The 13,571-nt window shown below is 37.0% G+C and carries 15 protein-coding genes; 12 read left to right on the top strand and 3 right to left on the bottom strand.

Features of this window, described 5'->3' with window-relative positions; translation table 11 throughout:
• Nucleotides 1–7: 7 nt before the first annotated feature.
• Entirely contained in the window at nucleotides 8–706 is a 699-nt protein-coding gene (locus tag ACFSQJ_RS13745) for a TIGR04282 family arsenosugar biosynthesis glycosyltransferase (protein ID WP_377767545.1), read from the bottom strand.
• Nucleotides 707–838: 132 nt separating this feature from the next.
• Between ACFSQJ_RS13745 and ACFSQJ_RS13740 the strand changes: the two genes are divergently transcribed.
• On the top strand, nucleotides 839–1,618 hold the full coding sequence (locus tag ACFSQJ_RS13740; protein WP_377767544.1) for a patatin-like phospholipase family protein: 780 nt from the start codon (nucleotides 839–841) through the stop codon (nucleotides 1,616–1,618).
• 45 nt (nucleotides 1,619–1,663) lie between these two features.
• On the opposite strand, the gene ACFSQJ_RS13735 is transcribed toward ACFSQJ_RS13740, so the two are convergent.
• Together ACFSQJ_RS13735 and ACFSQJ_RS13730 are read right to left on the bottom strand one after the other, a co-directional pair.
• Nucleotides 1,664–2,290 (bottom strand): tetratricopeptide repeat protein, encoded by a 627-nt coding sequence (locus ACFSQJ_RS13735; protein WP_377767543.1) that lies wholly within the window; start codon nucleotides 2,288–2,290, stop codon nucleotides 1,664–1,666.
• A gap of 29 nt (nucleotides 2,291–2,319) precedes the next feature.
• Nucleotides 2,320–3,369 (bottom strand): 2Fe-2S iron-sulfur cluster-binding protein, encoded by a 1,050-nt coding sequence (locus ACFSQJ_RS13730; protein WP_377767542.1) that lies wholly within the window; start codon nucleotides 3,367–3,369, stop codon nucleotides 2,320–2,322.
• A 126-nt stretch (nucleotides 3,370–3,495) separates the two neighbouring features.
• Between ACFSQJ_RS13730 and ACFSQJ_RS13725 the strand changes: the two genes are divergently transcribed.
• From ACFSQJ_RS13725 to atpA, 11 genes are all read left to right on the top strand, one after another.
• Entirely contained in the window at nucleotides 3,496–4,968 is a 1,473-nt protein-coding gene (locus ACFSQJ_RS13725; RefSeq protein WP_377767541.1) for a DUF5687 family protein, read from the top strand.
• A 6-nt stretch (nucleotides 4,969–4,974) separates the two neighbouring features.
• Nucleotides 4,975–5,670 carry an ABC transporter ATP-binding protein gene (locus ACFSQJ_RS13720; protein ID WP_377767540.1) on the top strand — a complete coding sequence of 232 codons (696 nt, stop codon included), beginning with the start codon at nucleotides 4,975–4,977 and terminating at the stop codon, nucleotides 5,668–5,670.
• A 120-nt stretch (nucleotides 5,671–5,790) separates the two neighbouring features.
• Nucleotides 5,791–8,307 carry a type IX secretion system periplasmic lipoprotein PorW/SprE gene (gene porW / locus ACFSQJ_RS13715; RefSeq protein ID WP_377767617.1) on the top strand — a complete coding sequence of 839 codons (2,517 nt, stop codon included), beginning with the start codon at nucleotides 5,791–5,793 and terminating at the stop codon, nucleotides 8,305–8,307.
• Between the two features lie 5 nt (nucleotides 8,308–8,312).
• Entirely contained in the window at nucleotides 8,313–8,744 is a 432-nt protein-coding gene (locus tag ACFSQJ_RS13710; protein ID WP_377767539.1) for a bactofilin family protein, read from the top strand.
• Complete coding sequence (locus ACFSQJ_RS13705) at nucleotides 8,722–8,958, top strand: AtpZ/AtpI family protein (protein WP_377767538.1); 237 nt, start codon at nucleotides 8,722–8,724, stop codon at nucleotides 8,956–8,958. The genes ACFSQJ_RS13710 and ACFSQJ_RS13705 overlap by 23 nt, the downstream gene beginning before the upstream one ends.
• Nucleotides 8,959–8,962: 4 nt before the next feature.
• Nucleotides 8,963–9,361 carry a hypothetical protein gene (locus ACFSQJ_RS13700; protein WP_377767537.1) on the top strand — a complete coding sequence of 133 codons (399 nt, stop codon included), beginning with the start codon at nucleotides 8,963–8,965 and terminating at the stop codon, nucleotides 9,359–9,361.
• 85 nt (nucleotides 9,362–9,446) lie between these two features.
• Nucleotides 9,447–10,538 carry a F0F1 ATP synthase subunit A gene (gene atpB, locus ACFSQJ_RS13695; RefSeq protein WP_377767536.1) on the top strand — a complete coding sequence of 364 codons (1,092 nt, stop codon included), beginning with the start codon at nucleotides 9,447–9,449 and terminating at the stop codon, nucleotides 10,536–10,538.
• 21 nt (nucleotides 10,539–10,559) lie between these two features.
• Entirely contained in the window at nucleotides 10,560–10,769 is a 210-nt protein-coding gene (atpE, locus tag ACFSQJ_RS13690; protein WP_377767535.1) for an ATP synthase F0 subunit C, read from the top strand.
• Between the two features lie 81 nt (nucleotides 10,770–10,850).
• Nucleotides 10,851–11,345: a F0F1 ATP synthase subunit B gene (locus tag ACFSQJ_RS13685; protein ID WP_377767534.1), complete on the top strand. Its 495-nt coding sequence runs from the start codon at nucleotides 10,851–10,853 to the stop codon at nucleotides 11,343–11,345.
• A 97-nt stretch (nucleotides 11,346–11,442) separates the two neighbouring features.
• Nucleotides 11,443–11,982, top strand: coding sequence for an ATP synthase F1 subunit delta (atpH, locus tag ACFSQJ_RS13680; protein WP_377767533.1), 540 nt, complete (start codon nucleotides 11,443–11,445; stop codon nucleotides 11,980–11,982).
• A 2-nt stretch (nucleotides 11,983–11,984) separates the two neighbouring features.
• Nucleotides 11,985–13,565 (top strand): F0F1 ATP synthase subunit alpha, encoded by a 1,581-nt coding sequence (atpA, locus tag ACFSQJ_RS13675; RefSeq protein WP_377767532.1) that lies wholly within the window; start codon nucleotides 11,985–11,987, stop codon nucleotides 13,563–13,565.
• Nucleotides 13,566–13,571 lie beyond the last annotated feature (6 nt).

Raw genomic sequence — 13,571 nt, 5'->3', positions numbered from 1 at the left:
AAAATGTTTATAGAAGATGAAGCAAAACAGGTGAGCCCTTGTTGAACAAAGGAGAAGAATATGAATCGGAATAGTTAAATGCTCTCGCGCTAAAAACTTTTAAAACCTTTTCTTCAATAGCGCGAAGTATTTTTAGAATGGTAAATGCAATCGATCTTGAAAAACCAAGTAATTTAACGACATCTACTGCAGTATCTATATCCTCAAAAACAGGCAACCTATGGAGATGCGAATTGCTGTTTTCAAATAATTGTGAAATTCTATTGAATAAACCGAAACGTTGCCATGGAAGTCTTAAGAAAAGAGAGGCGTCAAAGTTTGATTTGTGAAGCCCCATTAGGTAGAAACCACCATCGAATGTTGGACCTAAAACTGTTTTTCCTAATTGAAGTTGCTTGTAAGCTTCAAGTAAATGCGATGTTTTTAGTTGAGGGCTATCGTTACCTATGGTAATGATGTTTTTATACCCTTTTTCATAAACTTTTTGAATGGCATTTACAAAACGTTCTCCAAAAGAGTTTCCGAACTGCTCTTTTTCTGTAAAATGGAAATATGGAAGCTTTGTTTTTTTAACCTTGTTCAGGGTCTCTTTGTTAAGCGCTTCAAATACTACAGCACTTTTAACAAATGGTTTTTGCTCAAATTCTTGTGACGCAGAATTGGCAAAAACGAGGATTGCAGTAGTATGTTGAACGGCTTTTAGCAAGGCATAGCAATTGTTATGTAAACTTACGATAAAAACTTAATAGCGGTTTTGGTCGAAGCTCTAATAAAAAGATTACAGGCAAGATTGTTAAAATTCGGGGAATGGGATTAACTTTAACACAAAAGAGAAAAGGTGCAAAATTTAGCAACTTCAAATAAGAAAGTCGGACTAGTTTTATCTGGGGGCGGTATCCGCGGCATGGCCCATATTGGCCTGTTAAAAGCAATGCAAGAAAGGAATGTTGAGGCACACGAAATTGCGGGGGCAAGCGTTGGAGCTTTAATAGGAGCGCTTTACGCCAACGGAAACAGCACTGATGAAATGCTTCAGTTCTTTAAAGACACGCCGCTGTTTCAATACAATTACTTTGCTATTGGAAAACCAGGCCTGATTGATACTACAAAATTCGCAAGTGTTTTTCAAAAACATTTTTCTATTAATTCATTCGAGTCTTTAACTAAGCCATTATATGTAGTTGCCACGGATTTGATGAACGGTAAAGAAAAAGTCTTTACTAAGGGTGAGCTTATTTTACCATTGCTTGCATCGGCCGCATTGTCTCCTGTTTTTAGTCCGGTTGAGGTAAACAGCATACTTTATGCAGATGGCGGGATAATGAACAACTTTCCTAAAGAATATCTAGAAAAAAATTGCGAACTTATTATTGGTAGTAATGTATCTATTAACGGTACGCTTGAAAAAAAACATCTCCGTAATTCCTTTCAATTAACTGGAAGAATCACCGGTCTAATGATTTATGCCTCATGCAGAGAAAAAATTGGGGAATGCGATGTGCTCATAGAACCCCAAGAATTGGAACATATTGGGATGCTCGATAAGAAAGACATAGATAAAGCATATACGATTGGCTATGACCGCGCTTGTTGGGCTTTAGATAAATCGCTTAATTAGACAAATACTATTTTTATAGTAGACGCTATTTGGCAAAGTGCAGTTTTAATTATTTTTAATTTTTTCACGTTTTCTTTTGTACTCTAAGGCCTTCTTATAGTTTTCCATTTCACAGTATAATTGCTCAATTTCAAAAAGTATGAATTCAGATGATTGGCCATATTCTTCAGCAATTAAAAAGTAATTTAATGCATCTTCAAGTCTTTTTTCATCCCTCAAAATATACGCTAAATCTTCTGCGATAACGGTTTTTTGAGTACTAAGGATAACGCCATTTTTCAAAACCTCAATTCCAATATCTGGATTGTTTCTAGCGTAATAGAATTCGTAACTGCCAAAAGCGTCAGAAGCAACTGCAGGGATAACATTTTTTCCAATTCCAGTTTGTTCAGAAATAGAAGAGTACTTAGGAGAATTAAAATCATAAATCGTAAAATCTGCTATTCTTTCCGGAGTGCTAACATTGATTAATGCAGTTGTATCCACTCCACTTTCATCAATAATAAAGGCTTTAACAAGGTAGTGTCCCGTATCATTAGGTATTATTTGGAGAGAAGTGGGTGTGAGATTCCATTTCAAAGGGCTTTCACCTTCATCATCTAAAATTTTATAGATTTTGAAATCTAGATTTTGTTCTATTACATCAGCTGGTGTTATTCGGATACACTTCATTTTTAAGAGACTATTACTTTAAGACTTAATCAAACATCATCATAATCAACTTTCAGGGTAGAGGTTGTCGGATGCGCTTGGCAAGTAAGAATCAAACCTTCGGCCACTTCACTGTCCGTTAGAATCTGATTCTTTACCATTTCCGCTTTTCCTTCGGTAACGCGTGCAATACAACTACTGCAAACCCCGCCTTGACAAGAGTAAGGAGCATCGATATCTTGTTTTAAGACAGCATCCAGCACTAAGGTTTTTTGGTCCATTTCAAAGGAGAAGGTCTCATCATCAACCAATACTTCAATTTTGGTTTTCCCATCCAGATTTTCTGCTACTGTATCTTCGGTATCTGAAGTTGTGAAAAGTTCAAAATGAATATTAGCCTCAGAAACACCATTACTTTTTAAGGTATCGGAAACGGTATTGATCATCGCTTCAGGGCCACATAGGTAAAAATCATTAAAGGAAACACCCTTGAACTTATTTTTTAGAATAAGGTTGACCGTTGAAGTTTCAATGCGGCCAAAAAGGCAGTCAGGTTCCGATACTTTACTGTAGACAAATTGCACATAAAAGCGTTCTCCATATTTTTCTTGTAAGGCCACTATTTGAGCATGGTACATGGTTTCTTCGGGTTTCTTATTGCCGTAAACCAAGACAAAAGTATTATCATTATTAGCTTCTAAGACTGTTTGCGCAATACTCATAATAGGGGTGATACCGCTACCAGCAGCAAAAGCCGCTATATTTTGTGTTTCTTGATTAGATTCAAAAGTAAAACGGCCTTCAGGGGGCATAACTTCCAAAACATCTCCTGCTTTTATTTCTTCATTGGCATAAACGGAAAAGGTGCCGTCTTCTACTTTTTTAATACCTACCGTTAATTTACCAGAAGAAGGGGCAGAGGATATGGAATAAGCACGGCGAACTTCCTGACCATTAATACTATGTTTTATGGTAATATACTGGCCCGCTTTATATGAAAAAGTAGTTGCCAGAGCTGCAGGTATATCGAAAGTTAATACTACCGAATTTGGGGTTAATGCATCAACCGATGCGACAGTTAATTTATGAAAATCACTCATGAAATCAATTTTGGGTGCAAAACTAAGGATTCATACTATTTTGAGGGCTATTTTTTTAAAATGCTTTGATTTTGTAACAAATCAACTATTTTAGTCACTAACCTTCAGAACAAATAACCAACGACAATGTTCAAACACTTTATCAACCTTCAGTGGAAATCCTTTTTTAGGTCCGCTTCGTTCAAAACGGAGATATGGTTTAAAATATTAATGGCACTTGGGGCCTTATATTTTATTGCCGTATTCTTAAGTCTAGGTTTTGGAGTTTATTTTATCATTGAAAAAGCGGAATTAGGGGACCCATTGCGCGTAGTAAACAAGTTCTTGATTTATTATCTGGTTTTCGATTTGGTTTTTCGCTATATGTTGCAGAAAATGCCGGTTACCAATATTAAACCGCTCTTGTATCTGCCATTTAAGAAGAGCCAGGTAGTGCACTATTCGCTTGGTAAAACAATTGTTTCCTTTTTCAACTGGTCTCACGCTTTTTTCTTTGTACCGTTCAGTATAATATTATTGACTAAAGACTATGGAGTTGCTAATGTGATAGGTTGGCATTTGGGTTTTATGGCGCTCATTTACTGTAACAACTTCATCAATGTCTTGGTGAACAATAAAGACAATGTCTTTTATCTTATTGCAGGAGTGTTTATTTTATTTGGTGTGTCTCAGTATTATGGTTGGTTTGATGTCACGGCTTATACGGGACCTTTATTTGATAAACTTTATGATATTCCGATAACAGCAATCATTCCATGGACCATTTTATTAGGTCTCTTCGGGTCATCTTTTAATTATTTTAAAAAGAATATGTTTTTAGACGGTGGTCTGGCCACCAAAGTGACCGAGGCCAAAACCGAAAATTTAGACTGGCTCAACCGTTTTGGAAACCTAGGCACCTTTTTAAAGAATGATATTAAACTCATTAAAAGAAATAAACGTGCACGCTCGGCGGTAATCGCGGGATTCTTTTTTATTTTTTATGGACTTTTGTTTTTTACCGGAGCGGTAGAATCTTATGATAATCCGTTTATGAAGATCTTTGCGGGTATTTTTGTTACGGGAGGGTTTTTGTTCAGTTTTGGACAATATGTACCAAGTTGGGACAGTAGTTACTATCCTTTAATGATGAGCCAGAATATTCAGTATCGAGAATATTTAACCTCAAAATGGTATTTGGTCATCATTGCAACGGTAATTTCAACATTTTTGGCATCCTTTTACCTCTACTTTGGTTGGGAAGCTTATGCCGCGGTTCTTGCCGGTGCCGTTTACAATGTAGGCATCAACTCTTATCTGGTTTTATGGGGCGGAGCGTATGTAAAAACTCCTATAGACTTAACATCTAACAAAAAGGCCTTTGGCGATAAGCAAGCCTTCAACGCCAAGACCCTTTTAATAACACTGCCTAAACTATTATTACCAATTATAATTTATACAATTGGCCATTTTACGCTTGGCCCGGCCGCTGGCTATATTTTTGTTGCGGTATTCGGTCTTTTAGGCTTCGTTTTCAAGAATAAAATGTTCGCAGTCATTGAAAAAATCTATAAAAAAGAAAAGTACAAAACGCTTTTGGCGTACAAACAAAAAGCATAACCAACTATGATATCAGTAAATAATTTATCAAAAACATACGGGGCCAATACCGTTTTAAATATTGAATCTTTAGAAATACCTAAAGGGCAAAGTTTTGGTTTGGTAGGTAATAACGGAGCCGGCAAAACTACTTTATTTAGTTTGTTATTAGACTTAATCCAGCCTAGCACCGGGCATATTATCAGTAATAATGTTCAGGTTGACCAAAGCGAAGCTTGGAAACCGTTTACGTCGGCTTTTATTGATGAGACCTTCTTGATTGGCTATTTGACCCCTGAAGAATACTTCTACTTTATTGGAGAATTACGGGGTCGTAATAAGGCCGATGTGGATGCTCTTTTATCTCAATTTGCAGATTTTTTCCACGGAGAAATTTTAGGGCAAAAGAAATATTTGCGCGACCTATCTAAAGGAAACCAAAAAAAGGCGGGTATCGTTGCAAGTTTTATTGGTAATCCTGAAGTGGTAATTCTTGATGAACCGTTTGCAAATTTAGATCCAACTACACAGATTCGCTTAAAAGGCATCATAAAAGAACTGGCAGCAAAAGAAGAAGTAACGGTGCTGGTTTCTAGTCACGATTTAATTCATGTCACTGAAGTTTGTGAACGAATTGTGGTGCTCAATAAGGGCGAAATTGTAAAAGATATTAAAACTTCAACAGAGACATTAAAAGAGCTCGAAACTTTCTTTGGAGGCTAATCAAAGAAATACATACACTTTATCGATAAGCCCTATACTAAATAGGGCTTTTTTTAGTTATGGTACGTAGGAAAGATTTTTACATTGAAGTTTTATTTTAATCGTATCATTTCGGGAGTGATGTTGATTATGCTAATTGCAGCATGCTCAACAAAAAAAGACGCCTTTATAAATCGTAATTGGCATGCCCTGAATACCAAGTACAATACCTTGTACAATGGTAATATTGCTTTTGAAAAAGGTCGTGAAGAACTGAACAGCAATTATCGCGATGATTTTTGGGAAGTACTTCCTGTAGAGCGCTTAGAGGTCACCGAAGAAATAAAACTTGATTCTGAAGATAATAACCCCAATTTTATCATTGCCGAAGAAAAGGCAACCAAGGCCATACAGAAGCACAGTATGGATATTAAAGATGAAGAGCGCAATCCGCAGACAGATGAGGCGTTTCTCCTTTTAGGAAAAGCGCGTTATTTTGACCAACGCTACATCCCTGCACTAGAATCTTTCAATTACATTCTTAGAAAATATGCTCAAAGTGATAAGTTAAATGAGGCTAGAATTTGGCGAGAGAAAACAAACATGCGATTAGACAATCCGGAGTTGGCCATTAAAAACCTCAAAAATCTTTTTAAATATGATGTGCTCAAGGATCAAGAATACGCTGATGCCAATGCAGTACTTGCACAAGCTTATCTGAACCTGGGGGCGGCGGACACATCAATTCAAAAATTAAAAATTGCCCAAGGCTACACCAAAAAAAAGGCTGAAAAAGGGCGGTATTTGTTTATTATAGGTCAACTTTATAATCAATTGGGTTTTAAAGACAGTGCCAATTATGCCTATGACAAAGTAATTGCATTGAACCGGCAATCACCTCGGGTGTATATGATCAATGCCCATCTTAAAAAGATACAGAACACGGCCATTACAAATGGTAATAAAGAAGAACTACTAGAATACCTGACCGATTTGGAGGAAGACCGTGAGAATCGACCATTTTTAGATAAAGTATTTCATGAAATTGGCCAATACCATTTAGCCTTGGGTTCAGATAGTTTGGCTTTGGCCTATTATAACAAATCGTTACGCGCTACCGAGACCGATAAAAAGTTGAATGCCAAAAATTATGAAAATCTAGCAGAATACAACTTTGATAAAAATAAATACAAGGCCTCAGGCGCTTATTACGATAGTGTACTCACCAATTTGACTGAGAACACGAAAAAGTATCGCGCCATAAAAAAGAAGTTCGATAATTTAGAAGATGTTATTAAATACGAGGATATTGTCTTTAAGGCTGATAGTGTGATTGTGCTTTACGAAATGTCTCCTGAAGAGCGCGTCACCTATTTCGAAACCCATATTGCCGAACTTAAAAGAAAAGCCGAAGAAGCTGCATTAAAAGAAGAAAAAAGAACTACTCAAGGCATTGCTGCTTTTGGGGATACCAAAGCCGGTAAGAAGAACAAAGGTAAATTTTACTTTTATAACATAACCAGTTTGGGTTACGGTAAAAACGAGTTCAAAACCCGTTGGGGAGAGCGAGAGTTGGAAGATGACTGGCGTTGGAGCAATAAAGCAAAAGCCACGCGTTCTGAAGCTACTGGAGAATTGGTAGCTGAGGTAGACCCATCGCAAGAACCGACAACGGAAGAAAAATATTCGCTGGACTTTTATATGGATGCCATACCCACCGATGAAGGGGTAATTGACAGTCTGCGCACTGAACGAAATTTTGCGAACTATCAATTAGGACTTATATATAAGGAAAAGTTTAAGGAGAATATGTTGGCTGCAGACAAGTTAGAGTTAGTTTTGGCCTCAAACCCTGAGGAAAGATTAATACTTCCATCTAAATATAACCTATACAAGATTTATGAGGAATCTGGTAGTCCGTTGGCAACTACGGTCAAGCAAGACATTATAAAAAACCATTCAGATTCGCGGTACGCCGAAATTCTTTTAAATCCGCAGGCAGTATTATCCGATAGTTCAGATAGCCCTGATAAAAAGTATACTGAGCTGTATAAGTTGTTTCAAAACCAAGAATTTCTAAACGTAATCACAAAGTCACAAGAGTATATCAATAGGTTTACTGGCGACCCAATTGTGCCCAAGTTTGAAATGCTCAAGGCAAATGCTATAGGTCGTCTACGCGGTTTTGAACCTTTTAAAGAAGCATTGAATTACGTTGCCTTGACCTACCCGAACAATCCTGAAGGGAAGAAAGCCGAACAAATGGTAGCAGAACAACTACCCAAACTGGCAGTAAAAGAGTTTTCACCCGAAACAGGCTCTAAAGGCACCGGTAATTGGAAGGTGGTTTTTCCATTCAAAATAAGCGATAACGAAAGCGCATTAAAACTTAAAAAACGTTTAGAAGAGTCCATTAAAGATTTAAAATACAAGAATTACATATCAAAAGATATTTACACTTTAGAAGACCAATATGTGGTTGTGCACGGATTTAAATCTAAGGACTTTGCCCTTGGCTATGCAGAACTTTTAAAAAACAATAAGGATTACCGCATTAAGGATGAGAATTTTGTAATTTTATCATCCAACTATAAAATCATACAAGTACATAAGAATATAGACGAGTATAAATCACAAATTTTAACCCCAAAACCGTGAGCAAAATGTTTTCAGACAACAAAAAACCTATGGAGAGCTTTGGCGGACAGCCAAACAGAATTGAAAAGAATACCGTAATAAAAGGTAATATTACCTCACAGGCCGATTTTAGAATCGACGGCAAATTAGACGGTAACGTAAAGACCTCTGGCAAAGTAGTCATTGGCAAAGACGGATTGATTAAAGGAAAGGTAGAATGTGTAAATGCCGATATTGAAGGTAATTTTGATGGAGAACTTTTTGTTTCTGAATTACTCTCGTTAAAGTCTTCTGCTAAGATTGAAGGAACTGTAAATGTATCTAAATTGTCTGTAGAGCCAGGAGCCACTTTTAATGCCTCTTGCAGTATGGGCAAAGGAGTCGCTTCGCCAAGTGCCAATGGAGCTGCTCATAAAATAGGCTCGAACAAATCGAATGAACCAGCAAAAGTCTCCTGAAAAAGGAGAGCCTTCTTTAAATAACTATGCTCGATTTTCTGGAATCGCCTTCCAGATGATAGCTATAATTGCCGGTGGTACTTATATAGGTGTTCTTTTGGATGATAAATATCCAAACGAGCATTCTATCTATACACTTATATGTTCTTTATTTTCTGTTTTAATTTCGATTTACTTCGTAATAAGGCGAATTATTAAAATGTCTAAACGGTAAATAAATGAGGGACTCCTTTAAAAAGCGGCAAATACTTTTTTCGCTTCAGTTACTTATTGGCTCGGCAATTCTTTACTTGCTACATATTTATCTAATAAACGCTTTATTTTCTGCTAAAACGTTTATCATTCCACTTTGGAATATTTATGTTTTCCACATTATATCAGTATTAGTGGTCTATACCACTATTAATTTCAGATTTTCCAATGGTAAAACTCAGGTCTTTAATCCCTTCATACTACTGATGATATTAAAGATGATTTTGAGTATCGTTTTTTTACTTCCATTATTTCTTTCTGACACTACAGAAAAGATTGGGGATACTCTAAATTTTTTCGTTCCCTATTTCATTTATTTGGCATTTGAAGTATATGGAATTGCCCAGTTTTTAATGGCCAAATAATCCTATTGATTATTGTTTGCCAATTAATATAATGTCCGTACATTTGCAGCGAATTTTGAGAGCTGTATTTTAATCTAACGGACGAATGCAAATAAGTACTTTTAAGGCAATTATTTTAGGATTATTTCTTGCACTGCCTATTACAGGTTTTGCTTACGATAAAGATGAGGTAGATTCTGACGGGGAAAATGAAGAGTTTGATCCGAAGGAGATGATTTTACATCACGTAAAAGACGCACACGGATTTCACTTATTCGACTGGCAGGGTTCACCTGTTTCAATACCACTTCCAATAATTTTGTGGACAGAGAATGGTTTAACAACCTTCATGTCAAGTGCATTTCATCATGACGATTCTGGGCATGAAATTGTTGAAGCGAACGGTGGAAAGTTCGTTAAACTCCACGAAAAAATTTATCAATTAGACGCTGGTGCCACAAGTGTTGAATTTGACGCCGAGCATCATCCTATAAATGCCAAAAAACCACTTAACTTTTCTATAACCAGAAATGTTTTTATGATGTGGGTTTCCGTTGCAGTCTTGTTATTTATTTTTATTGCTTCGGCAAGACGATATAGAAAATCGGACGGTAACGTACCTACCGGCATTGCAGGTTTTGTAGAACCTCTTGTGGTTTTTGTCAGGGATGAAATTGCCAAACCAATGATAGGGGAACATAAATATAAAAGGTATATGCCTTATCTACTTACTATATTTTTCTTTATTTGGATAAATAATATTTTTGGTTTGATTCCAATTTTAAACGGAGCTAACCTTAGTGGAAATATAGCGTTTACCTGTACCCTTGCCGTTTTCACATTTATCATTACCACCTTTAGCGGAAATAAGAATTACTGGAAGCATATTTTTTGGATGCCAGGTGTACCAGTACCCATGAAGATTTTTTTAATGCCAATAGAGATTATTGGGATGTTTGTAAAGCCGATTTCATTAATGATTCGACTTTTTGCGAATATTACAGCAGGTCACGTAATTATCTTGGCCTTGATGTCGTTGATATTTGTGTTTAAATCAATTTATATCGCACCTGTATCTGTAGCATTTTCATTATTCATTACTGTAATAGAAGTTATTGTAACGGCAATACAAGCATATATTTTTACCATATTGTCAGCCCTTTATTTTGGGATGGCAACAGAAGAAGAACATCATTAATTAATTTTAAATTTTGTAAATATGACTATTACTGGAATTGCAGCTATTGGTGCTGGTTTAGCGGCTATCGGAGCTGGTGTAGGTATTGGTAACATCGGAGGTAGAGCTATGGAAGCTATGGCTCGTCAGCCAGAAATGCATGGAAAGATTCAGTCTTCTGCGCTTATTCTTGCGGCTTTCGTTGAAGCGGTAGCATTATTCGGTGTTGTTGTTGCTTTCTTGCAAGGCTAATACAAGACCTAAAGTATAACTGCAGGGGCAACGGTTGGTTGGTTCTGCAGTTTTCAAAATTTAAATTAAAAAAACAAAGAAATGGATTTAATTACTCCTGAATTTGGATTGGTATTTTGGACAGCAATTACCTTTTTAATTTTATTGTTCATTTTAAGAAAATTTGCTTGGGGCCCGATCCTCGGTGCGGTAAGTGATAGAGAGGAATCTATAAAAAATGCCTTAGATTCTGCTGAAGAAGCTAAAAAGGAGATGCAAAATCTTCAAGCAGATAATGAAAGAATCTTAAAAGAAGCAAGAGCCGAACGTGACGCTATGCTTAAAGAGGCCAGGGAACTAAAAGAAGGTATTGTTTCCGATGCAAAGGAGCAAGCGAAGCTAGAAGGGGATAAAATGCTTAAGCAAGCACAAGCCGCTATCGAAAGCGAAAAGAAAGCCGCAGTAGCCGACATTAAGGCTCAAGTAGCAAATCTTTCGGTTGAAATCGCAGAAAAAGTAATCAAAGAAGAATTGTCCGATAAAAAGAAACAACTGAAGTTGGTTGATGAAATGTTGGGCGACATCAAATTGAACTAGAAGAAAGAGTTTAGAAGTTTAAAGCCTTTGGCTTTTGGTTTAAGAGTTTATAAAATGCGCTAAACCAATAAACATCTAACCTTATAAACGTAAAAAAATGAACGAAGCTAGAGCGGCCATACGATATGCAAAAGCAACTTTAGACTTCGCTGTTGAAAAGAAAGCAGCGGATAAAGTTGAAAAAGATATGCGCAATATAGCAGCTGTAATTTCTGAGAATACAGAATTACAGAATGTGCTATCTAGTCCTGTTGTTAAGAGTGAGGTCAAGAAAAAAGCATTAAACGAAATCTTCAAAGGAAGCAACGAAATTACTTTGGGTTTAATCGGCACACTAACAGGAAACAAGCGTATCGAAATGCTTCAAGAAGTGGCTTATAAGTACATTATCCTTCATGAAAAATTGAAAGGTGAAGATGTCGCTTTTGTAACGTCAGCGGTTCCTTTAACCGCAGATTTAGAAAAAAAGATTTTAGCACAGGTAACCAAACTAACAGGTAATAAGGTTACTATAGAAAATAAGGTTGATGAAAGTATTGTTGGCGGATTCATTCTAAGAGTGGGCGATTTACAATACGATGCCAGTGTGGCAAGCAAACTAAACGGATTAAAACGAGAATTTACAAATAGTCTATAAAAATGGCAGGAGTAAAAGCAGCTGAGGTTTCAGCAATATTAAAACAGCAATTATCAGGTTTCGAAGCAAGTGCTTCTCTAGATGAAGTGGGTACAGTACTTCAGGTAGGTGATGGTATTGCACGTGTGTACGGTTTGGCAAATGTTCAATATGGTGAACTAGTTGAGTTTGATGGCGGTATGCAAGGTATCGTACTGAATTTAGAAGAAGATAATGTTGGGGTCGTATTGTTAGGTCCGTCAAGAGAAATTACAGAAGGGGCTACCGTAAAACGTACACAACGTATCGCTTCTATCAATGTGGGTGAAGGTATTGTTGGCCGTGTTGTTAATACTTTAGGAGCACCTATTGATGGAAAAGGCCCTATTTCGGGTAAAACCTATGAAATGCCATTAGAGCGTAAAGCGCCTGGTGTAATTTACCGTCAACCAGTAAATGAACCATTACAGACCGGTATCAAAGCGATTGACGCGATGATTCCTGTAGGTAGAGGACAGCGTGAGTTGGTAATTGGTGACCGTCAGACTGGTAAGACTACGGTTTGTATCGATACCATTCTGAATCAGAAAGAATTTTATGATGCTGGTGAGCCAGTATATTGTATCTATGTTGCAATTGGCCAAAAAGCATCTACTGTTGCTGCCATTGCAAAAACATTAGAAGATAAAGGTGCACTGGCATATACAACTATTGTTGCTGCAAACGCATCTGACCCTGCTCCAATGCAGGTATATGCTCCTTTTGCAGGTGCAGCTGTTGGAGAGTATTTTAGAGATACAGGTAGGCCTGCTTTAATTATCTACGATGATTTATCTAAGCAAGCGGTAGCTTACCGTGAGGTATCACTTCTTTTAAGAAGACCACCGGGACGTGAAGCATACCCTGGTGATGTTTTCTATTTACACTCAAGATTATTAGAGCGTTCTGCAAAGGTTATTGCAGATGATGAAATTGCGAAGAACATGAACGACCTTCCAGATTCATTAAAGCCAATCGTAAAAGGTGGTGGTTCTTTAACAGCATTGCCAATTATTGAAACACAAGCGGGGGACGTTTCTGCATATATACCAACAAACGTAATTTCGATTACCGATGGTCAGATTTTCTTAGAGCAAGATTTATTCAACCAAGGTGTTCGTCCAGCGATTAACGTAGGTATCTCGGTATCTCGTGTGGGTGGTTCGGCACAGATTAAATCAATGAAGAAAGTTGCGGGTACGTTGAAACTGGATCAAGCACAGTTCCGTGAATTGGAAGCTTTTGCTAAGTTCGGTTCAGATTTAGATGCAGCTACATTAAACGTTATTGAAAAAGGACGTAGAAACGTTGAAATATTAAAGCAGGCACAAAACGATCCTTTTACTGTAGAAGATCAGGTAGCAATCATTTTTGCTGGGTCTAAAAACTTATTGCGTGACGTTCCTGTAGATAAAGTAAAAGAATTTGAAAGAGATTTCATTGAATTCTTAAACGCAAAACACAGAGGTGTTTTAGATACCTTAAAATCAGGAAAACTAACAGATGAAGTTACAGATACGCTTTCTGCGGTTTGTAAAGATTTATCAGGAAAATATAGAAGCTAGTATAAA

Source organism: Croceitalea marina, assembly GCF_042684265.1.
GTDB classification, from domain to species: domain Bacteria; phylum Bacteroidota; class Bacteroidia; order Flavobacteriales; family Flavobacteriaceae; genus Croceitalea; species Croceitalea marina.
Note: the sequence above shows the minus strand (reverse complement) of the source record. Positions and strands in the feature narration are given on the sequence as shown.